This is a genomic window from Brucella thiophenivorans (assembly GCF_002252445.1).
Lineage (GTDB): Bacteria > Pseudomonadota > Alphaproteobacteria > Rhizobiales > Rhizobiaceae > Brucella > Brucella thiophenivorans.
Genome location: NZ_NNRJ01000018.1, coordinates 1 through 20,786, shown reverse-complemented (window position 1 = coordinate 20,786; position 20,786 = coordinate 1). Strand labels below are relative to the sequence as shown.

Below are 20,786 nucleotides of genomic sequence, written 5' to 3'. Positions count from 1 at the left end.
ATTCCTCAAGCAGCTTTTGCGCGCAACAACAGGCATCCATCGGCCTGCATGATCACTTCGCGGCTAGCAGTCACGATGGTTGATGTTTCGCGTTCTGTGATGACAGCAGGTCCGGCGATCCAATCACCCGGTTTCATATCGGCACGTTCAACCACAGACGCGTCCAGAAAACGTTCCTCCAGAACATCGAATATCTGTCGCTGACCAGATACGGATGCTTGCGACTGTTTGTTTACAGGCTTTGCTGGCGATGGAGCGGCCGCATCTGCACTTGCACGCAACGACCAGCTCACAATTTCAACGTCGAGATCATCAATCACACGACCGAAGAAACGTTCATAGCATTCATCGAAAAGGCTGCGGAAAAGGGTAGCATCTGCATCCTGATAGTCGCGAACTTCGATGGTGACAGGCACTTCCCAGCCTTGGCCCGCATAGCGCATATAGGCTGTGCATTCGAGCGATGGGTCGGCATCAGGCGCACCCGAACGGACAAAGGAGGTTGCCTCGTCAACCAATTCGCTGATGACCGTATTGATCGCGGTGCCATCAAAACGGCTTAGGCGGCTATAGGCACTGCGCACTGATTCAAAACCAAAAGGGGCACGTAAAAAGCCAATCGCTGAACCGACGCCTGCACCGGGTGGAATGAGAAGATCATTGACGCCCAGCTTTTCGCAAAGACGTGCCGCATGAACAGGGGCTGCTCCACCAAAAGCAATCATGGTGAACTCTGACAATTCCTTCCCGTTTTCAACTGCGTGCATACGGGCTGCGTTGCTCATGTTCTCGTCGACGACTTCACTCAAACCATAAGCAGCCGTTGCAACATCGGAACCAAGCTTACTACCAATATCGGCTTCCATCGCCTTTTCAGACGCGCCGCGGGACAACTTCATAGCACCGCCAGCAAAGCTATCGGGATCAAGACGACCAAGAATAACATCGGCATCAGTAACGGTTGGATGAACACCACCGCGATCATAGCATGCAGGTCCAGGCTCGGAACCAGCACTATGCGGACCTACTCGGATCTGGCGCATGGAATCCACCGTTGCAATCGAGCCACCACCAGCGCCGATCTCGACCATTTCGATAACCGGAATGGAAATTGGCATGCCGCTGCCCTTCTTGAAGCGATATGTACGCGCGACTTCAAAGGTCTTGGAAGTCTTTGGAACCTGCTGTTCAATCAGACATATTTTTGCAGTTGTCCCACCCATATCGTAGGAGACAACCTGATCGAGTTTGTGATTGGCCGCAATGTAGGCTGCAAAAATTGCGCCTCCTGCGGGGCCTGATTCAAGCAGACGAACTGGAAATTCAATCGCACTTTCAATGCTGATGATGCCGCCGCCCGAATGGATCATGAATACCGGCGAAAGCAGCCCCTCTTCGCGCAAACGCCCAACAAGGCGATTGAGATAAGAAGCCATCAGGGGTTTTACATAGGCGTTCGCACAAACCGTATTAAAGCGCTGGAACTCACGCATCTGTGGCGAGACCTCCGACGAAATTGAAACCGAGAGATCAGGTTTTTTGGCTAACAACCGATCGCGGAAACGGCGCTCATGTTCCCCATTCAGGTACGAATGAATGAAGCCGATAGCGACGCTTTCATACCCATCCGCAATAATGCGGTCGCAAAGCGCATCGACTTCCGCATCATCAAGCGGCTTTAGAATTTCGCCATTCGCTCCAATACGCTCATCGATAACCAATCGGTCGTTGCGCGGAACAAGTGGTGCGGGCAGGACAATATCCAGATCGTATTGCTCAAAGCGGCTTTCAGTGCGCATTTCGATAACGTCGCGGAAGCCTTTGGTTGTTACCAGTGCAGTTTTGGCACCGCGCCGCTCAATGAGGGCATTGGTGGCAAGTGTTGTGCCGTGAATAACGGTGTCGATCTGCTCAAGCTTGACTTCAGCTTTTTCGGCGACTTCACAAATAGCCTTGATGATAGCGTTTTCCGGAAATGCGTAATCCGTAAGCACCTTGGTCGAATGAAGAGTCTCACCCACTTCCATCGCCACATCAGTAAAGGTTCCGCCAATATCGACACCAACCCTGATCAGTTTGCCATCTATCGTCATGTTCTGCTTAACTCCCAGAAAGAGATCAATACGGTATGTGCGGGCGCAGCCGGTAAGCTGTAGAGCGGCACGTGTTTATCAGTTCCCGCAAATATCCTTTGCGGGTTCAATGTCGTTGAATGTGAATGCTTTGGTGGTCGGTGTGCGGTTAGCCCCACACACCTTCTATTTCAGGCCACAGGCTGAACTATTGCTTGCCCGTAAAATCCACGCCTTCAAGCTGGGTCGGCAATTTCGGGCGGTCGACACCGATCCACTTTTTGTAAAGCGCATCCAATGATCCGTCCGCGTTATGACGCGTTACGAAATCATTGAGATAGTCGAGCATTTCCTGATCGCCTTTACGAACGGCCATGGCCTGAATATTATCTGCAGCCTTGTACTTGCGGTCATAGTTACCGCCATTCCCCGTGCTGTCGATCACCAAACCATAGGTCAGACTTCCGAGAATAGCGTCTACCTGTCCAGACAAAAGGGCTTGCACGGTTGTTGCGTCATCATCGAAACCTTTGGTTTTCGTTCCCGCTGGTGCAACCCTTCTAAGGATCGGCTCAAACGCACTGCCACGATTGACACCGATTGTATAGTTAGCAAGGTCTTCATTGCCTTTGATATCGAGGTCTTTCTTGCCCCAAACAGTGATGTCGTTTGCGGAGTAAGGCAGCACAAACTGAATAACTTTGGCGCGTTCCGGCGTGATCGTCATAGACGGCACAAGAAAATCCACCATTCCATTGGTCAGCAATGGAATACGGTTCTGGCCGGTAACGCGTTCGAACTTGACCTCCACGCCAAGTTCCTTGGCAATCAAATTGGCAACCTCAATATCGTAGCCGCCATTCTTGCCATTCTCATCGATAAAGCCCCATGGAAACTGGTCCATCTGAACCCCAACCACGGCAACGCCCTTGGCTTTGATTTCTTCCGGCGATGCAGCCAATGCTGCACCCGAAGTCCAAAGAGATGCAACAACACCTGCTGCCAGACTGAATGCGAGCTTCGAAAGCGTAGAATTTCGATTAAACATGTTCTTACCTCTAGTTTATTTATTGTTGATTTAGCGCGAAGCGTTGAGGCGCTTCTCGATCCGGGCGCTGTAGTAAGTGAGCGGCACACAAATGACGAAATACATCAGACCTACCGTGCCAAAGACTTTCATCGGCTCGAATGTGATATTGGCCATCAACTGCCCCGAACGGGTAAGTTCCGTCAGACCAAGCAGCGCGGCCAGTGCCGTTCCCTTAATCAGATTGACCAGAAATCCGATGGTTGCTGGCAGGCCAATGCGAAATGCTTGCGGCAGGACGACATCTTTCATGCGATCAAAATATCCAACGCCGAGTGCACGTGCGGCCTCATCCTGACCAGCAGGCACAGCTTCAATGCTTCCGCGCCAGATTTCACCCAAAAATGCGCTGGCATGCAATGAAAGCCCAACAATCATGGCCACCCAAACATCGACGCGCAGCCCCAAAAGCGGCAGGCCAAAATAAACGAAGAAGAGCTGGATAAGCAGCGGAGTACCCTGGAAAATCTGGATATAGGTCGCCATGGTATAACGAAGCCATTTCATCCGGCTGGTACGCCCAAGCGCAACTAGCAAACCCGCAAGGCCTCCGAAAGTAAAAGCGAGGATTGACAGCAAGACCGTCCAGCGTGCGCCTTCAAGGATGAAAAAGAATTCTCCTGAACCAAAACTACGGATCATCGCTGGGCCTCACTTCGACGGATAGGAAAAGTAGGTTCTGCCGATGACTTGCAGAACGATGGAGAAGAATTGCGAAAGTGCGAGATAGATAACGCCGAGCACGAAATAGACTTCAAAACTGCGGAACGTTTCTGAATCTATCATCTGTCCGACATAGGTCAGTTCTTCCGCTGAAATGGATGCCACCAAGCTCGAGTTGAGCATCATAAGGATGAACTGGCTGCATAGAGCTGGATAGACCGCACGAATGGCTGGACGGAAGATAATGAAGCGGTAAATATCGAACGTATGAAGTCCTAATGCCTTCCCTGCTTCAATCTGACCAACCTTGATCGATTCAACCCCTCCACGAACGATTTCAGCAGCATAGGCGGCGCAATTGAGCGTCATTGCCAGAATTGCTGCTTGTTCCGCAGTCAGCGTGATCCCCATCGAAGGCATGCCGAAGAATATAAAAAACAACTGCACGAGAAACGGCGTATTTCGGATCAATTCAATATAACCAAACGCGATAAGCGAAATTGCCTTGATTGAACTCATGCGCATGAGCATGAAAACGATACCGAGCAGCAAGCCTAAAATCATCGACGTGGACGATATTTTCAGCGTCAGGATTGCGCCATTAACAAGTGCAGGCCAAGCTGCTAACACTGGTCCAAAGTCAAATATATAATGCATTCGCTATCTCCCACTTATTGCCTTTATTCCCCTTATTTTCAGTGGTTGAGAATCTGCCCCAGAAACGCTTTGGCGCGCTCGTGTTTGGGGTTGTTGAAAAATTCGTTCGGCGGAGCGCTTTCGATAATCTCACCGCGGTCCATGAAAATGACGCGATGCGCAACCGCGCGTGCAAAACCCATTTCATGGGTCACGCAGATCATAGTGATGCCGTCATCCGCGAGGGAAACCATGGTATCAAGCACCTCTTTGACCATCTCGGGATCAAGCGCCGAAGTCGGTTCGTCGAAAAGCATGATTTTGGGATCCATACAAAGTGCGCGTGCAATCGCGACACGTTGCTGCTGACCGCCCGATAGCTGTGCCGGAAACTTTTCGGCCTGATCGGCGATGTGAACACGATTGAGGAAATGCATCGCCTTTTCCTTGGCAACCGGCACCGAAGATTTGTGCACACGGCGCGGCGCAAGCATGCAATTTTCCAGCACAGTCATATGCGGAAACAGATTGAACTGCTGGAACACCATGCCAACATCACGGCGAATATGATCGACATTCGCACCTTTGTTACCCAAACGGGTTCCGTTTACATCGATAATGCCGTCCTGGATTTCTTCCAGAAAATTGATGCAGCGGATAAGCGTGGACTTACCAGAACCGGATGGGCCGCATAGGACGATGTGCTCGCCGCGATTGACCTCCAGATTGATGTCTCTGAGGACGTGAAGTTGGCCATACCATTTGTTGACCGAACTCATCTTGATGGCTTTATCAGTCATCTATCTCTCGCTTCGTATGTATCAGCAGAATGGAAACAGCGCACTTACGCCCGGACTTCAAAAATCGCATCGACTTCAACGGCGAAGCCACGCGGCAAAGAACCCGCACCCAACGCTGTTCGTGCGTGCCGACCTTTTTCACCAAGGATTTCGACCAGAAGATCAGAAGCCCCATCAATGACTGCTGGATGATCTTTAAAGTCTGGAACCGCATTGACGAAACCACGCACTTGCAGACAGGCCGAAACACGATCAAGGTCTCCGTCAAGTGCCGTGGAAACACGTGAAAGGATATTGAGCGCGCAGACACGCGCTGCCTGATAAGCCTCTTTCACATCCATCGTGCTACCCACCAAGCCTAGATAGCAATCAATGCCATCAACGCGCGGAACCTGACCTGAAATGTAAAGTGTGTTGCCGCTGAGCCTGAACGGAACATAAGTACCGCTAGGAGCGGTGATTTCTGGCAGGCTGATACCCAACTCTTTTAGTCTGGATGAAACCGATCCCATCATGTTTCCCCTCTTTTGTTTTTTCGCACTCTCATTTTACAGCAACTGTTATGTGACAGAAAAATGATGTGATATTATCACTTGGCTTTTTGTTATGACGTTAAATTCGCGGAAATAATACCTCTTGTCAAGAATGATTATTAGACGTCATACAACACCATAATCTTACTACTATATTGGATATAATTATTATTTATCATATGTTTATTGCCATAATCGATCAAAAATCCATCTTCCACGTGTAATTTTTTGTGATCGAAATTTTTTTGAATCCCCTGCCTGATCGTCAAAATGCCATTTAAAATCAGTCAACACAGAAGATGAATTTTAACCAAAAAGGAAATAAATTAGACAAGTGATAATATCACTAGATTAATGATACTACCTTGTGTATAATATTCCGACAGCGTATCAAAGCTCTAAGAGCGAAGATCAAATTTGGCGGGGTGGATTTTCATTGAAGACACTTACTTCACGAACGATCGACAATCTGAAGTCACTGATCAGCGATGGCACACTCCAAAATGGAGATAAGCTCCCCACTCTTGCGGAGTTGGGTGACAAGCTTGGTGTCAGTCGTACGGTCATCCGCGAAGCCATCGCCGCTCTGCGTTCGGATGGGCTGCTCGAGGCCCGGCATGGAGTGGGTATCTTCATCCGCGATCAGGACAAGGCCAACGCGACAAGCGGTGACGCCTCCACAATTCTGGAACCGCTGGGTCTTTTGTCGCTACCGTTCATGGACCTGCTGGAATTGCGAATGGCCTTCGAGGTACATGCGGCAGGCTTGGCTGCCCAGCGAAGGTCGTGGGCGCAGGAAGCTAAAATGTGGGAAGCTCTGAAACAATTTGAAGCCTCGCAGGAAGACGAGGCAGCGCTGGATGAACTGGATTTTGTCTTCCATCGATGCATCGCCGAAGCGACTAACAATTTGGCATTCATAGAGTTTTTCAGCGTAATGAGCATGAAGATGCTGCCGCAACCTGCATTCTCACGCAATCTCAATCCCGCGCTGATTACACCCAAATATATACAGAATACGGTGATCGAACATCGCGCGATCTGTGAAGCCATCAGCGCGGGCCATGCCGGGCAAGCCCGCGATGCAATGCAAGCCCATCTCACACGCAGTCACCAACGCTATCGCGGCTTCTCTGGAAGCATGGGGTCTCCGTTAAGCAATATAACGGAGACATGATCGTCAATGTGAACTACACACAGGGCTTTAAATTGAAAACCGCATCAGCGATTGGCGACGCATTCTCAAGCGTTGACGCAGCCTTTGCATCGCCCATATCTTCTGTCAGAAGAATGCCAACCTGTTTGACGCCGAGATCATCAAGCTGATCCGGTGTGCCGAAGCCATATTCCATATGTCCTCGTCCTACGATGCCAACGACCAGCGCGTCCGGTTTTTCAGCCAGATAAGACGCTATGTTACACGCAAAGGCACGGTCCCAAGTTTGTTGCGCACGAACAAAGCGATCAAACTCCGGTGCGTCGGCAGTCTTTCCCTGCATAAATGGCGGGCCGCCATTGGTAAGGCGCAGAAGATGTTCGCGATGGGCCATGCTTGCAGGCCTTGCAGGCGTTAACCCATCCCGCTCTGCATCTGGAATTGCGTCCCAACCTTCCCTGCCGACACGCGTCACAAGATCACGACGACAGTTTAAGGCCAGCATCTTGACCTGAAACTCACGGCAGAAATGGAAAAGTGGCCAATAAAGATCGGCAGCAAAACCCCACACCTTCCCCCACTCAACGCGCTCCAGAAATGTGTCCGCATCAAGCTTTCCGTCGACCCACTCATCGAGTACAGGTTGCAGCCTACGGGGAAACATCTCAAAGCCAACCGCAAGATCGTCCCGCAGTGCGAGAAGTGACGCGCATATATTGCCCTGCCAACGGTGAATATCATAACGATCATGCGTTTCGCCAAGCAGAACAACCTGCTTTTGCGCCATGTCCTGCATTACCAGACGGTGTGGGCGCTCCTCACCAGATAACGCATCAACCCAGTGCCCGGCACTTTGTTTTGACTGCATAGTACTCATTGGAAGGCTTCTTTTTTACCCGACACGATCAGGCCCGTTTCTTCATTTTCTTTGTTAAGCGCATAGAACACGAGATCTTCTCCTTGCTCATCAGCACGCCATGACGTCACGTTGCCTGCTTTGAGATGCAGATGAAAGTCAGGCTTCATCACGTTGATAAAACCCCGTGATAGACGCGGTTCGGGCATCTGGCCTCTCCATTCCTGCTTGAACGATGGCAGATCAATAGCAATACGAACGTCCGCATTGTTGCGCTGCGCTTTCGCAAATGGTGCTAGTCCGGGATCATCCTCGCCAACTTCCAGTGTTTCCGTTGCACCCTGCTCTTTTTCCTTTGGTTCAAGTGCCGTGAATTCAAAGCCATGAAGCGCTTTATCGAAAGGTTCTGCGCCTTCGAAGCCGATCACACTGCCAATCACAGTTTCATCCGCTGCAAGAAGATCGATACGCGGATAAACCTTCTCCTGCATGACGCTGCTGCGATCCGCAATCAGCGATGCGATCGCTGTCAATTCGATCCGGGAATGATGTTCATCACCGGTAAAATAAATCCAGCCGTCGCGAACCTCGACCTGTTCCACAACGCCGATACGTTCGTGGGTCGCACCTCCGCTTTTGGTATTGATCATCAGCTTTCCCATCAAAGGCAGCGTCTTAAGAACATCAGCCGCAGCGGCCAGAATTTTCGCACGGATTGGTTGTTCGCTCATAGTTTTCCTCATGCAGTTTGGAGAACAGCTGTGTCTGACGGCTTTTGCGTGCTGCAAAAACTTTCCAGATCGATGACGCTGTCGATTGAAAGATTTCCGGGCTCTCGATGAGCCAGAATTACGATGGTGGAATCGGGAAGTTCACGACGCAACAACTCCAGCAACTCAGCCTCCGAAGCCTTGTCCAGTGCGCTCGTCGCTTCATCAAGAAACAGCCAGTCGGGCTTGATCAGGATTGACCGCGCAAGGGCGAGGCGTTGCATCTCACCACCAGAAAGCGTTCCCGGCGCGATATGGCTAAGGGAAGCGTCACTCTGCAACAGCTTCGATAATCTAACTTTTGTGAGTGCTTGCGTAATTTCTGTCGTACTGAACTTCTCTGCCGAAAGCGGATAAGCTACGGCATCATATAGGCCAGCATTCGGCATATAGGGCTTTTGCGAAAGCACAAGCATCGTGGCATCTGGACGATGGAGCGTCCCGCTTGCAAACTTCCATGCACCTGCAATCAGCCGAAGCAGAGTGGTTTTGCCAAGCCCCGAGCGACCGCGCAGCCACACCGTTTGGCCCTTTGCTATTTCAAGATTTGAGATGTTGAGCAAATCCCGCGCATCAGGTGTCTTCACCGAAACATCCATTAGATGCAGCGAAGAATGAGAAGGCTGCGCTGTCACCATATTGCCTGCAACGTCAACGCGGTGGATGGCGTTGATGAAACCTGACAGGCGCGAAATCGCCGATACCAGTTCAGCCAGGGTTTTATAATTGAAAATGAACCATGACAGATTGGTCGATACTTGCGAGAAGGCCTGCCCCAGTTGCATTAATCCGCCGAACGTCAATGTGCCTGCAAAATATCCCGGCAGGCCAAGAAAAGTCGGAATTCGAAAAATACTGTGGCGATAGGGAAATATGAACAAATCAAGCTGAACCTGTCGCAAAACCAGTCGATACCAGTTCTCGCGGACAGCAGAAAACTTGTCTGCCAATATCTTTTTCTCGTACTCTTCCCCGTTCATTACGGCAATATCGCCAGCGTGCTGACGAATATGCGCCATTGCAAATCGAAAATCCGCTTCTTTCTTTTGCTGCTCAACGAAGGTTGCTTTCAGGCGCCGCCCGAAGAAGTGCGTCATAAATGAAGAGATGAACACATAGATAAATGCTGCCCAGAGCATATATCTTGGAATGACGAAATCGATCCCCAATAGATTGAAATTAAGAGCGTAGGTCGAAAGTGACCAGAGAACCGCAACGTAAGAAAATAGGGCTATGATATTCGTTATCAGGCCCAATCCTTCTTTAAGCGTATGCTTGACAAAGAGTTCGCAATCCTCAGCGATACGCTGATCGGGATTATCCGGCACCTGCCCGTCGCGGCCGATGGCAAAATTCCAGTAAGCCTTATTGGACATCCAGAACGCGATAGCCGTCTCGGTGAGCTTCTGGCGCCAGCGAATTCTAAGTGTGCCCTCCAGATAATTGCCCGTCAGAGTTAGACAGGTGTTCACAAGAACAATCAGGCCAAAGATACCGATCTGATTTATCGCAACAGTAACATTGCGCTGTTCGAGCGCATTATAGAAATCTGCCGTCCATTTGATGAGCCACAGACCCGTATAAATACCAACCAGTTGCAGAGCGAAGATTACGACGAGTAGCGACCAGTTCAGAACCTTTCCAGAACCTGAATTGCAATATTTGAACAACTGCGAAAACTGTCTGAAGACAATAAGCATAATCAACCAGTACCAATGTGAGAAAGCCGGAGCAGCTGTGAAGCCGCTCCGGCAAAGAGGCCTTCAATGGCGATCAGAAACGCATTGTTGCGCCAATTTTGAAGGTACGCCCCGGCGCAATCTGCATTTCCAATGGATTGACATTGGCGACAGATGACGTTTCCGGTGTGTTGGCGTAACCGGTCAGCGTATTCGGGAAATAGCGCTTGTCGAAGATATTCTCGACACCAAAATTAACGTCGATATGCTTGGTGGGCGACCACTTTGCATAGGCATCGAACACCGAATAGTTCGAAGGTTTGAACGCATTCTCATCGGCACGACGCTTCACACCCGACGCAAATGTACCGACGAATTCCGTTTCAAGATTCCAGTCTGGAATGATGTAACGTAATCCCAGAACAGTCGTCAGCGGAACGGCGCCATCAAATGGTGTTTTTTCAGAACCCGCATCTACACGCTGATCACCGCGCATGTAAGACAGGGCAGCATTTGCGAAGAGGTTATTATAGACCTCATATTCGCCGCCAAACTCGATGCCCCATACTTTTACGCTTTCGACATTATCGGACGTATATTTATCAGCAGTCCCCGGAACCTGTTGCAGGCTCCGAATGAAGTCTCGGTAATCCGAATAGAATGCAGAAGCGCTAAAATAGCCCCGATCATACTCGCCGCGTAAACCAGCTTCGTAGCTGCGCACAAATTCCGGCTTGAGGTTCGGGTTAGGAATGACTTCGACCATGCTCGTCGCACCGATTGAGGTGGAAGATACGAAGAGCTGTTGTGCAGTCGGCATTTTGAAACCTTCGCCATAGGAGCCGAATAGCGAATAGGTATTATCCAGTTTATAGATCGCGCCAAGACGCTTGATCAGACGCGTCTCATCCATCTTTTCAGGTTCAAATCCATCGAGAGGGACGTAATCACCATCCTTGGTGGGATCAATGGAATAGGTAGCGAGACGTAAGCCCGGTGTCAGCGTCAGACGGTCATCCAGAATCTTGATTTCATCCTGAACATAGAAATCGGCCCGCACTGTATCGACTTTTGGAAAGTTGAAACCTTGTCTCGGCGTAACGGTGGTAACACCCGTATTGAGATTTGTGGTGATATTCTCACCATCATAATTGCTCTTGGTGATGTCGCCCGCGAAGCCATAAATAAGTTTGTGGCTGGTTTGACCAAGATCAAAGGAAGATGTGAGCTGAACATCCGTTTGCAAAAAATCTTCGCTATAATTGCGGATCTGAATACGCTGTTCGCGGCGCGGCACTGCAAGACGCGAATAATTGCGAAGCTGATTGCTTGTCGTATCGCGCTTCTGAGGCGAATAGGAAACGTTCCACTTCACCTCATCCAGCCATGACGCACCGACTGTCCAGCGATGATCGAGTGCGAAGCGCGCGCGCTGCATTTTAAGCGAACGATCCCAGCTCTCATTTTCATAATAGAAGCTGGGCATGTTCAGATATAGCGGATTGGCAGCGCCGGAATCATATTTCTGATCCACATCCGTGTTACGCTCGAACCACTCGCCCGTCAGCTTGAATTCGTGATCCGCCGATGGATTCCACTGAAGCTTCATAAGGCCGTTATAGGCATCCGTATCCATTGGAGACGCTTTGTTACATGGCCAGATTGCTTCACGCGGACAACCCCATATCCCGCCATCAGCGCGGGCTTTCCGCATATCCGGTTCAGATGCGCTTATGTGTCCAAAACTACCAAGAACTTTAAAGTCACCCGCTTCTGCAGCACCCGTAATCTGTTGACGGAACGACTTGTCAAAGCTGTCATAGCTGAACTTCGTTTCAACCGCCCACGGCTTTGTACCATCCAGCAAATCGTCCGGATCGATTGTTCTAAAAAACACAACGCCGCCTAAAGCGTCCGCACCCCAAAGCACAGAGTTAGGGCCGCGGGTAATTTCGACAGATTTCATGTTGAAAGGATCAACAAAGTCACGGCTACCATCGGTGATGCGCTCCTGAACACGTGCACCATCGACGAGAATTTGCACACGGTTTCCACCCACACCACGTATGTTAAAGCTGTTAAGCTGTCCGAACGGATTTGTCAGCGATGTCTGGCGATCAACGCTCACGCCGGGTTCATAGCGCACCATATCCTGAATATCGCGCACCTGATGGCGTTCGAGCGTATCGCGATCAATCACGCTGATTGACATGGGAACATCAAGCAGATTCTTGGCAGCGCGTTCGGCAGAAAGCGTGATGGTTTCAAGTCTGATCGTTTCAGGACTTTCGGTCTCGACCGCTGTGCTCAGGCTTTGTGGCACCGCGTCCTGTTTTACTTTTTCAGTAACAGTTTGAGCGTGAGCGTGCGAAGCTGCAAAGACCACAACAGAGGCTGAAAACATGTTCAGCCAACGACGATTGACGGAATTTTGGGTAGACGGAATTCTCAGCATAATGTCCCCGAGATAAGCATTGCGAAATCGCTGGCTTGCTCATGGGAACTTGCTGGCTAAAGTTGAGTGAATCACTCAATATATTATTTCAATCCTTTTTCAACACAAAAAATGTGCAGGCAAAAAGACTTCAACGATTCTTAAGATCAGCTTGAAACAATTGAATTAAAGTCAGCTACTCCGGCAAAACGTGCAGCACGGACCTTGCCGAATTTGCTCTCATCAACAACAAGATATTTCTGCAAAGCACGCTGCATGGCCATCTGCTTGACCGGAACCTCGTGGAAATGGGAACAAGTCACGCCATGCTCATTATCAACGCCACCGGCGGATAAAAAAGCCTTGTTGATATTGACGCGCTTGAGCACCTCAATCCCCTCATCGCTGGAAAACGATGCGGCTTCCGGGTGATAGACGCCACCAAGCACGATCAGCCGAACATCGGTTCGGCGCGAAAGAATCTCGGCAACATTCAACGAATAGCAGACGACTGTTAAGTGCTGGTTCTGTGGAATGAGATGCGCCAGATGCGGTGTTGTCGTGCCACAATCTATGAAGATTGTGTCATGCGGTTCGATTAATGCGGCAGCCGCGGTGCAGGCTTGAATCTTGGCGTTGGCATGACAGTCTTTTTCAAGATCAAAGACATAATCGCTGCCATTTGCACCTTCTTGCACAGGAATAATGTAACCACCCAAACAATTGAGTGTCCCGGCATCGCTGCCAATATCACGCCGGATCGTCATCTCGGAAACACCCAACCTTGTGGCTGCGTCCCGAAGACGTAACACCCCTATCTCTTCAACAAGAGCAGCGATTTCAGCAATGCGTTCATCTTTTCGACTGATCCTGCTCACTGATTCCCCAATTCCCGTGCGGTTCAGTTTCGTTTAACCCGCTTCATCATTTGGTGCAATTGTGATGCAGCATACTTGACAGGTCAAACAAAAATATGAAACGATCCAAACATAATGATCGGATTATAACATTATAATTCGCATTATCGGGAGGATTTGACAATATTAATTTTGGCGAGCGGCGACATCCATGCAGCCGATAGCCAAAAGGAGGAGACGATCGTGTCAGCAGCAAACTGCAAAGCACGGCGTCAAGATCAGTAGTCACCAATCTCGTCTGACGATTAGACGTTTGGACGGGGCGCTATTCGTTTCCAGGGAGGAAATACCGGTGAAAAAATTTATCGCGTCCATGGCAATCGCCATGTCTGTGGCCATGCCTCATGCTTTTGCTGAAGGCGTCGTCGATACGTCCAAGATCAACAAAGAGCTGATCACGACCACAGACGACAAAAAATATACAATTGCGACGGTTGTGAAAGTCGACGGCATTGCCTGGTTCGACCGTATGCGTGACGGTGTTGAACAGTTCAAAACCGATACCGGCAACGATGTCTGGATGGTTGGCCCAAGTCAGGCAGATGCCGCCGCTCAGGTGCAGATTGTTGAAAATCTGATTGCACAGGGCGTAGACGCTATCGCTATCGTTCCTTTCTCGGTGGAAGCCGTGGAACCGGTACTAAAAAAAGCGCGTGATCGCGGCATTGTTGTTGTCAGCCATGAAGCATCGAACATCCAGAATGTCGATTTCAACATCGAAGCTTTTGATAACAAGGCTTATGGCGCGAACCTGATGAAGGAACTCGGCAAGGCGATGGGCGGCAAGGGCAAATATGTCGCGACCGTCGGCAGCCTGACCTCCAAATCACAGATGGAATGGATTGATGGCGCTGTTGAATATCAGAAGGCCAATTTCCCGGAAATGGAACTCGTAACCGAGCGCCTCGAAACCTATGACGATGCGAACACGGATTATAACAAGCTAAAGGAAGCAATGACTGCCTATCCGGACATCACCGGAATTCTGGGTGCTCCAATGCCGACATCGGCTGGTGCTGGTCGTCTGATCGCTGAAGGCGGCCTGAAGGGTAAAGTCTTCTTTGCAGGCACCGGTCTTGTTTCGGTTGCTGGCGAATACATCAAGAACGACGATATTCAGTATATCCAGTTCTGGGACCCAGCAGTTGCGGGCTATGCCATGAACATGCTGGCTGTTGCAGCACTCGAAAAGAAGAACGAGCAGATCAAAGCCGGTCTTAATCTCGGTCTGCCAGGCTATGAAAGCCTGCTCGCTCCTGATGCTGCCAAGCCAAACCTGCTTTATGGTGCAGGCTGGGTCGGTGTAACCAAGGATAATATGGATCAGTACGATTTCTGATCGTTGCTGAACCGGAGAAAGGGGCATCCGCCTCTTTCTCCCTCTCCATCTGCAATTGCAGCCTTGTACGAGGCCCTTATGATTGAAAATCTTATCGAGTTGCGCCATATCGGCAAGCGCTTCGGTGGCGTGAAAGCGCTGGACGATGTGTCCTTTGCGATCAAGCCCGGCGAAATTCATTGCCTTGCGGGCGAGAACGGCTCTGGCAAATCCACTGTTATCAAGATCATGTCCGGCGTTTACACGCCGGAAGACGGTGAAATCCTGATCGACGGCAAGACTGTCGGCAAGCTGGACCCCGTCAAATCCGTGCATCATGGCATTCAGGTTATTTATCAGGATTTTTCCCTGTTCGGAAATCTCACCGTCGCTGAAAACCTCGCGATCAATACGTTTCTTATGGAAGACCGTAAGGCTGTAGACTGGAAGCGCGTGCGCAAACTTGCGCAGCAGGCGCTAGACCGTCTTGGCATTCAGATGGATCTGGACGCCGATGTGGACAGCCTGCCAACCTCTGGCAAGCAGATCGTGGCAATTGCGCGCGCCGTCATGGCTGACGCGCGGCTTCTGATCATGGATGAGCCGACAACCGCCCTCACCCGTCATGAGGTCGATGCTTTGTTCAAGATCGTGCGCGATCTTCAGGCGCAGGGCATCGCTGTGCTTTTTGTCAGCCATAAAATGCGCGAAATGCTCGAAATCAGCGAAAGGCTGACTGTTTTTCGCAATGGCAAAAAGGTCGCAGAAGGCCCTATTACCGAGTTTGACGAACCCTCAATCACCCATGCGATGACCGGACAGGAACTGACAGCACATAGCTATAGCTGGACCGCGCGTGAGGGAGCGAGCAGTACCCCAAGCCTTGAAGTCGAAAATCTGACCGTTCCGGGTTCCGTAGAGAAAGCCAACCTGACGCTTCACGCTGGAGAGATCGTTGGTATTTCTGGCCTGATCGGTTCCGGTCGTACAGAGCTTGCATTAGCGCTCTTCGGCATGAAACCGGATTTCACAGGCACTGTGCGGATTGAAGGCAAGTCGGTTCATCCAAAGAACGTGCAGGAAGGTATTGCCTGCGGCGTCGCCTATGTGCCGGAAGACCGGCTGACGGAAGGGCTTTTCCTCACTCAATCCATTGAACGCAATATCATTGTCACCTCAATCGACAAATTCGTACGCGGCCTGTTCATCAATCGCAAAAAGGCAGATGCCACCACCCGAGATATGTTTTCGGCAATGAATATTGTCGCGCCTGGTCCGCATACCCCGGTCAACCATCTTTCGGGCGGCAATGCGCAACGTGTAGTTCTGGCCCGCTGGCTTCTGACAGGGGCCAAAATCCTGATCCTCAACGGACCGACCGTTGGCGTTGATGTCGGGTCAAAAGCACAAATTCACAAAATCATCCGTAAGCTCGCACAGGATGAGGGCTTGGCCGTCCTGATGATTTCCGATGACGTACCCGAACTGGTTCAGAACTGCAATCGTGTGCTGGTGATGCATCGCGGCCGTTTCGTCGATGAATTATCCGGTGAAAGCATGACCGAAGATGCCGTCAATGACCGGCTCAAGACCCTGAATTGAGGAACCGGACATGAAATTCCTTCGCAGTACCGAATTCATCATTGCCTGTGTGCTTCTCATCGCAATGATCACGATCGGCCTTATCAATCCTGCCTTCTGGTCATTGGATAATATTTTCGGCCTTCTTCGCTCCAATGTTGTTATCGGCATCATGGCGCTCGGCGTTTTGCTGGTGATGATTTCCGGCGGTATCGACGTGTCCTTTACGGCTTTCGCCATTGCCGCCATGTATCTAACCGTCCGCGCTATGGTCTATTTTGGCTATGACGGCGTGTTCATTCCGTTTATCGCGGCAACGCTCATCGGTCTTATGCTCGGCGCATTCAACGGTTTCATCATCCATCGCTTCAAAATGATCCCGCTGATTGTGACACTTGGCACCGGCTCTATCGTGCGCGGCCTTGTGCTTGGTCTTGTCGGCACCAGTATCGTCAACATCAACAAAATGCCAAAAGAACTTATTGAGTTTGGCAAAACGGACGTTGTTTCGCTGACCTCTGCGACCGGCACGACTTTCGGCCTCACAGCAATGTTCCTCGTTTATCTGACAATTGCTTTGCTGATCCACCTGATCCTCACCCACACGATGATCGGACGCAGTGTTTACGCCTATGGTGGTTCGCCGGAAGCGGCAAAACGCGTTGGCTTCAACACGCGCCGCACCATCTTCTTCGTCTATTGCGTTGCGGGTGCCTTGGCAGGCTTTGCGGGACTTCTGCACTCATCGATGATCTGGCTTGCCAATCCGCGTGACTTTGTCGGCCTCGAACTGGATGTGATTGCAGCCGTGGTTCTCGGCGGCGCTTCCATCTTCGGGGGGCGCGGCACAGTGCTTGGCACACTCATGGGCGTCTTCATGCTGGTGATGGTCAAGAACTCTCTCATCATCATGAAAGTCGACACCACATGGCAGCGTGTCGTGGTTGGCGTCATCATCATTGCAGCCACAGCCATCACAGCATGGCGTGATCGCAAAAGCATCGCCTGAAGGGAGAAAGCGACATGAAACAGTCTTTCGACATGCGCCGCATCCTTGGCGGAGACAACAACATCATCCAGCTCGTCGTCATTACGATTATCGTATTTGCGCTGATGACCTGGATGAATCCGGACAAGTTCCTGCGCTATTATAACTTTGAATCCATCAGCTACATCATGCCGGAGCTTGGTATCCTCGCAATCGCCATGATGATCGCAATGCTGACCGGCGGCATTGATCTTTCAGTTGTCGGCATCGCTAATCTCGCGGGAATCGTTGCAGGCGTCTATTTCCACTCGTCCATGGTGCAGGCAGCACAGACATCGGGTTCCGGTATGCTGTTCTACACGATCATCGGCATTCTTCTTGCCATGCTAATCGGGCTTTTATCCGGCCTTGTGAATGGCCTGCTTATTGCGAAACTCCGCATCACACCCATTCTCGCAACACTCGGCACCGGTCAGGTCCTGATGGGGCTTGCGCTGGTACTCACGGGTGGCCCGGCAATCGTTGGTTTCCCCGATACATGGAACTGGGTCGGCAACGGAAAAATCATGGGCATTGCCACGCCGTTCCTGTTGTTCATTGCCGTCAGCATACTCGTAGCAATTCTTTTGACCCGCACAACGCTTGGCATCAATCTCATGCTGATCGGCACCAATCCACGCGCCGCAGTCTTTGCCGGTATCCGCAAGGATCGCATGATCCTCTATTCCTATATGCTGACCGGCGTTCTTGCTTCGCTTGCAGGGATCATTCTGTCTGGTCGCACCAATGCAGCCAAGTCCGATTATGGTTCATCCTATCTGCTGCAAGCAGTTCTGATCGCTGTCCTTGGCGGCACCAATCCAGCTGGCGGCAAAGGGCGCGTGCTGGGTATCGCGATTGCACTGGTTGCCTTGATGCTTCTCTCCTCTGGCTTTCAGATGATGCGGTTCTCCAATCACCTCATCGATTTCATCTGGGGCGCGTTCCTCATCCTCGTCATTGCGATCAATGCTTCGCGCAATCAAGGCAGGTGATCCTAAATGCAGGACATTGAATTTCATCTTCGTCGCGAGCATTTTACTGAGCAGCCGCATATCATTGCGAGCGCGGACGGCTTGAGCGTAACAGCCTTTCGCTATCCAAGCGGCATTGAAGCGCTGCTGATCGAAAACGACCGTGGCAATATCATTGTGCTCCCATTCATGGGGCAGATGGTTTGGGGTGCAGAGTTCGACGGCGTCGATCTCACCATGGGTAACAGCTTTTCCATGCCGCGCCCGGCGACCACTATCGTAGAAACCTATGGCTGCTTTGCTTTCCATAGTGGCATGCTGCGCAATGGTTGCCCGTCACCACAGGATAATCACCTTCTGCATGGTGAAATGGCCTGCGGAAAGATGGACAAAGCAGGCCTTTTGTTCGGTGAAGACGAACAGGGTGCCTTTGTCGAGGTCACTGGCGAATACGAATATGTGATGGGCTTTGGCGCGCATTATCTTGCCCGCCCAAGTGTTCGACTTCACGCAAAAGAGACGCTGTTCGACATAACCATGGATGTTGAAAACCTATCATCCGCTCCGATGGAGCTGATGTATATGTGCCATGTCAATTTTGCCCATGAGGACGGTGCGCGCATCGTGCAGCCGGTGGCGTTTACGCCGCAGAATGTGCAGGTGCGTACATCGGTTCCGGGGCATGTGACACCCAATGATGATTATCTCTCATTTATCGATCAACTGGCCGCTGACCCTTCCGCTATGGAAGTGCTCAACGAGCCAGAACGCTACGACCCGGAGCAGGTTTTCTACATTCGTGATTTGCCTGCCGATAGTGAAGGCCAGACGCATCAGATGATGCAGCTTCCAGATGGGGACGGATTTGCGATCTCGTATCCGCTCAAAGCTTTTCCGAAGACCGTGCGCTGGATTCTCGTCAATGGCGATGCACAGGTTGCAGCCTTCGCCCTGCCCTCCACTTGCGAACCGGAAGGTTATCTCGCCGAGAAAGCCAAAAACAATGTTCGGATATTGGCATCGGGCGAGCGCGCCATCTTCCCCGTGCGCCTTGGCTATCTCGATCAGCCTTCAGCCGAACAGTTTGAAGCCAAGATCAAGGCACTCTGAAATTTCAAAGGAAACTCTCATGACCAGAAAGATCGGAGTGGTCGGCTCCAACATGGTTGACCTCATTACCTATGTGAACCGTATGCCCGGTCCCGGCGAAACGCTTGAAGCACCAACTTTCGAAATTGGTTGCGGCGGCAAGGGTGCAAATCAGGCAGTTGCGGCTGCGCGTCTTGGTGCAGACGTGATGATGGTAACGCGCGTTGGCGATGATGTGTTTGCCGACAATACAATCCGCAACCTCAACAACTTTGGCGTCGACACACGCCATGTCGTGAAAATTTCAGGCAAGTCGAGCGGCGTGGCGCCTATCTTCGTTGAGCCTTCAGGCGAAAACTCTATTCTCATCGTCAAAGGTGCAAATGCCGATCTTCTGCCTGCCGAAGTCGACAAGGCTTCCGAGGATTTGAAGACATGCGGCCTCATTCTGATGCAGATGGAAGTGCCGGTCGAGACCGTTTACCACACCATCTCATTTGCCGCGGAAAACGGCATCGAAACCATTCTGAACCCCGCACCTGCGGCGGCTGATCTCGATCCGGAACGTATCCGGCAGGTGACATTTCTCGTTCCAAATGAGAGCGAACTTGCACTCTTGTCCGGCCTCCCGACTGACACAAACGATGAGATCGTCATCGCTGCCCGTTCACTGATCGAGCGTGGCATTCGCACGGTGATCGTGACGCTTGGCGGACGTGGTGCGCGCATGATTACAGCAAACGAAATCGTCAATATCCCGCCGGTTAAAGTGACGCCCAAAGACACCACCGGCGCAGGCGACGCCTTTATCGGCTCTTTTGCCCGCTTTTATGCGGAAACCGGCGAAGTGGAAGCATCACTGAAAAAAGCGGCGCTTTATGCCGCTCATTCCATCACCCGCCCCGGCACCCAAAAAGCTTACGCCAGTGCCGAAGAATTCGAAACGTTCTGCCGCGATCACGCGCCTGAACGCTCATGACCTCACACACGGACAATAAAATGACCGAAACTTTTCCCCGCAACGTTGGCACTTTGCTCAAGGCTGATTGGTTTGAGGATATTGTTGTGAACCGCAGTGCATCGGAACGTCGCGCCGCTACCATCACTGCGCGTCGATCGATCAAGAAAGAATATCAGGCGGCATGGCTTGTTCGGGCAATTGAGTGCATTGATCTGACCACGCTTGCGGGTGAT

Annotated in this window: 18 protein-coding genes and 1 pseudogene; 8 read left to right on the top strand and 11 right to left on the bottom strand. The window is 51.1% G+C overall.

The features are described from left to right. Positions 1-5 precede the first annotated feature (5 nt). The 6 genes from CEV31_RS08825 to CEV31_RS08800 form a co-directional block, all read right to left on the bottom strand. On the bottom strand, positions 6-2,093 hold the full coding sequence (locus CEV31_RS08825; RefSeq protein ID WP_094506707.1) for a hydantoinase/oxoprolinase family protein: 2,088 nt from the start codon (positions 2,091-2,093) through the stop codon (positions 6-8). Positions 2,094-2,280: 187 nt separating this feature from the next. Then, positions 2,281-3,120, bottom strand: coding sequence for a transporter substrate-binding domain-containing protein (locus tag CEV31_RS08820; RefSeq protein WP_094506706.1), 840 nt, complete (start codon positions 3,118-3,120; stop codon positions 2,281-2,283). Positions 3,121-3,150: 30 nt separating this feature from the next. After that, positions 3,151-3,801, bottom strand: a complete 651-nt coding sequence (locus CEV31_RS08815) for an amino acid ABC transporter permease (RefSeq protein WP_094506705.1) — start codon at positions 3,799-3,801, stop codon at positions 3,151-3,153. Between the two features lie 9 nt (positions 3,802-3,810). Next, positions 3,811-4,479, bottom strand: a complete 669-nt coding sequence (locus CEV31_RS08810; protein ID WP_094506704.1) for an amino acid ABC transporter permease — start codon at positions 4,477-4,479, stop codon at positions 3,811-3,813. 38 nt (positions 4,480-4,517) lie between these two features. Then, entirely contained in the window at positions 4,518-5,258 is a 741-nt protein-coding gene (locus CEV31_RS08805; protein WP_094506703.1) for an amino acid ABC transporter ATP-binding protein, read from the bottom strand. A 44-nt stretch (positions 5,259-5,302) separates the two neighbouring features. After that, positions 5,303-5,770 carry a RidA family protein gene (locus CEV31_RS08800; protein ID WP_094506702.1) on the bottom strand — a complete coding sequence of 156 codons (468 nt, stop codon included), beginning with the start codon at positions 5,768-5,770 and terminating at the stop codon, positions 5,303-5,305. 457 nt (positions 5,771-6,227) lie between these two features. On the opposite strand from CEV31_RS08800, the gene CEV31_RS08795 reads away from it, so the two are divergent. Continuing rightward, positions 6,228-6,968, top strand: coding sequence for a FadR/GntR family transcriptional regulator (locus tag CEV31_RS08795; RefSeq protein WP_094506701.1), 741 nt, complete (start codon positions 6,228-6,230; stop codon positions 6,966-6,968). Between the two features lie 13 nt (positions 6,969-6,981). Here CEV31_RS08795 and CEV31_RS08790 read toward each other — a convergent pair whose 3' ends face one another. The 5 genes from CEV31_RS08790 to CEV31_RS08770 all read right to left on the bottom strand — a co-directional run bounded on the left by CEV31_RS08790 (position 6,982) and on the right by CEV31_RS08770 (position 13,564). Further along, entirely contained in the window at positions 6,982-7,824 is an 843-nt protein-coding gene (locus CEV31_RS08790) for a ChaN family lipoprotein (RefSeq protein WP_094506700.1), read from the bottom strand. Beyond that, a complete protein-coding gene (locus CEV31_RS08785) occupies positions 7,821-8,534 on the bottom strand; it encodes a hypothetical protein (protein ID WP_094506699.1) in 714 nt (237 codons plus the stop codon). The genes CEV31_RS08790 and CEV31_RS08785 overlap by 4 nt, the downstream gene beginning before the upstream one ends. Before the next feature lie 8 nt (positions 8,535-8,542). Further along, the gene (locus tag CEV31_RS08780) at positions 8,543-10,273 is read right to left on the bottom strand and encodes an ABC transporter ATP-binding protein/permease (RefSeq protein ID WP_094506698.1); all 1,731 of its coding nucleotides are present in this window, start codon (positions 10,271-10,273) and stop codon (positions 8,543-8,545) included. A gap of 73 nt (positions 10,274-10,346) precedes the next feature. Continuing rightward, on the bottom strand, positions 10,347-12,707 hold the full coding sequence (locus tag CEV31_RS08775) for a TonB-dependent hemoglobin/transferrin/lactoferrin family receptor (RefSeq protein ID WP_094506697.1): 2,361 nt from the start codon (positions 12,705-12,707) through the stop codon (positions 10,347-10,349). Between the two features lie 146 nt (positions 12,708-12,853). Beyond that, positions 12,854-13,564: a DeoR/GlpR family DNA-binding transcription regulator gene (locus CEV31_RS08770; RefSeq protein ID WP_094506696.1), complete on the bottom strand. Its 711-nt coding sequence runs from the start codon at positions 13,562-13,564 to the stop codon at positions 12,854-12,856. 331 nt (positions 13,565-13,895) lie between these two features. On the opposite strand from CEV31_RS08770, the gene CEV31_RS08765 reads away from it, so the two are divergent. The 7 genes and pseudogenes from CEV31_RS08765 to CEV31_RS08735 all read left to right on the top strand — a co-directional run. Then, a complete protein-coding gene (locus tag CEV31_RS08765; RefSeq protein WP_169717322.1) occupies positions 13,896-14,942 on the top strand; it encodes an autoinducer 2 ABC transporter substrate-binding protein in 1,047 nt (348 codons plus the stop codon). A 78-nt stretch (positions 14,943-15,020) separates the two neighbouring features. After that, positions 15,021-16,523: a sugar ABC transporter ATP-binding protein gene (locus CEV31_RS08760; RefSeq protein WP_094506694.1), complete on the top strand. Its 1,503-nt coding sequence runs from the start codon at positions 15,021-15,023 to the stop codon at positions 16,521-16,523. 10 nt (positions 16,524-16,533) lie between these two features. Then, positions 16,534-17,511 (top strand): ABC transporter permease, encoded by a 978-nt coding sequence (locus CEV31_RS08755; protein WP_094506693.1) that lies wholly within the window; start codon positions 16,534-16,536, stop codon positions 17,509-17,511. Between the two features lie 14 nt (positions 17,512-17,525). Beyond that, positions 17,526-18,524, top strand: coding sequence for an ABC transporter permease (locus CEV31_RS08750; protein WP_094506692.1), 999 nt, complete (start codon positions 17,526-17,528; stop codon positions 18,522-18,524). Between the two features lie 6 nt (positions 18,525-18,530). Beyond that, entirely contained in the window at positions 18,531-19,613 is a 1,083-nt protein-coding gene (locus CEV31_RS08745) for an aldose 1-epimerase family protein (RefSeq protein ID WP_094506691.1), read from the top strand. Between the two features lie 19 nt (positions 19,614-19,632). Beyond that, a complete protein-coding gene (gene rbsK / locus CEV31_RS08740; RefSeq protein ID WP_094506690.1) occupies positions 19,633-20,571 on the top strand; it encodes a ribokinase in 939 nt (312 codons plus the stop codon). A gap of 20 nt (positions 20,572-20,591) precedes the next feature. After that, a pseudogene (locus CEV31_RS08735) lies at positions 20,592-20,786 on the top strand (deoxyribose-phosphate aldolase); the annotation flags it as partial.

Coding starts and splice junctions, on each gene's coding strand:
- CEV31_RS08825 (WP_094506707.1), bottom strand. CDS start 2,093: ATGACGATAGATGGCAAACTGATCAGGGTTGGTGTCGATATTGGCGGA.
- CEV31_RS08820 (WP_094506706.1), bottom strand. CDS start 3,120: ATGTTTAATCGAAATTCTACGCTTTCGAAGCTCGCATTCAGTCTGGCA.
- CEV31_RS08815 (WP_094506705.1), bottom strand. CDS start 3,801: ATGATCCGTAGTTTTGGTTCAGGAGAATTCTTTTTCATCCTTGAAGGC.
- CEV31_RS08810 (WP_094506704.1), bottom strand. CDS start 4,479: ATGCATTATATATTTGACTTTGGACCAGTGTTAGCAGCTTGGCCTGCA.
- CEV31_RS08805 (WP_094506703.1), bottom strand. CDS start 5,258: ATGACTGATAAAGCCATCAAGATGAGTTCGGTCAACAAATGGTATGGC.
- CEV31_RS08800 (WP_094506702.1), bottom strand. CDS start 5,770: ATGGGATCGGTTTCATCCAGACTAAAAGAGTTGGGTATCAGCCTGCCA.
- CEV31_RS08790 (WP_094506700.1), bottom strand. CDS start 7,824: ATGAGTACTATGCAGTCAAAACAAAGTGCCGGGCACTGGGTTGATGCG.
- CEV31_RS08785 (WP_094506699.1), bottom strand. CDS start 8,534: ATGAGCGAACAACCAATCCGTGCGAAAATTCTGGCCGCTGCGGCTGAT.
- CEV31_RS08780 (WP_094506698.1), bottom strand. CDS start 10,273: ATGCTTATTGTCTTCAGACAGTTTTCGCAGTTGTTCAAATATTGCAAT.
- CEV31_RS08775 (WP_094506697.1), bottom strand. CDS start 12,707: ATGCTGAGAATTCCGTCTACCCAAAATTCCGTCAATCGTCGTTGGCTG.
- CEV31_RS08760 (WP_094506694.1), top strand. CDS start 15,021: ATGATTGAAAATCTTATCGAGTTGCGCCATATCGGCAAGCGCTTCGGT.
- CEV31_RS08755 (WP_094506693.1), top strand. CDS start 16,534: ATGAAATTCCTTCGCAGTACCGAATTCATCATTGCCTGTGTGCTTCTC.
- CEV31_RS08750 (WP_094506692.1), top strand. CDS start 17,526: ATGAAACAGTCTTTCGACATGCGCCGCATCCTTGGCGGAGACAACAAC.
- CEV31_RS08745 (WP_094506691.1), top strand. CDS start 18,531: ATGCAGGACATTGAATTTCATCTTCGTCGCGAGCATTTTACTGAGCAG.
- rbsK (WP_094506690.1), top strand. CDS start 19,633: ATGACCAGAAAGATCGGAGTGGTCGGCTCCAACATGGTTGACCTCATT.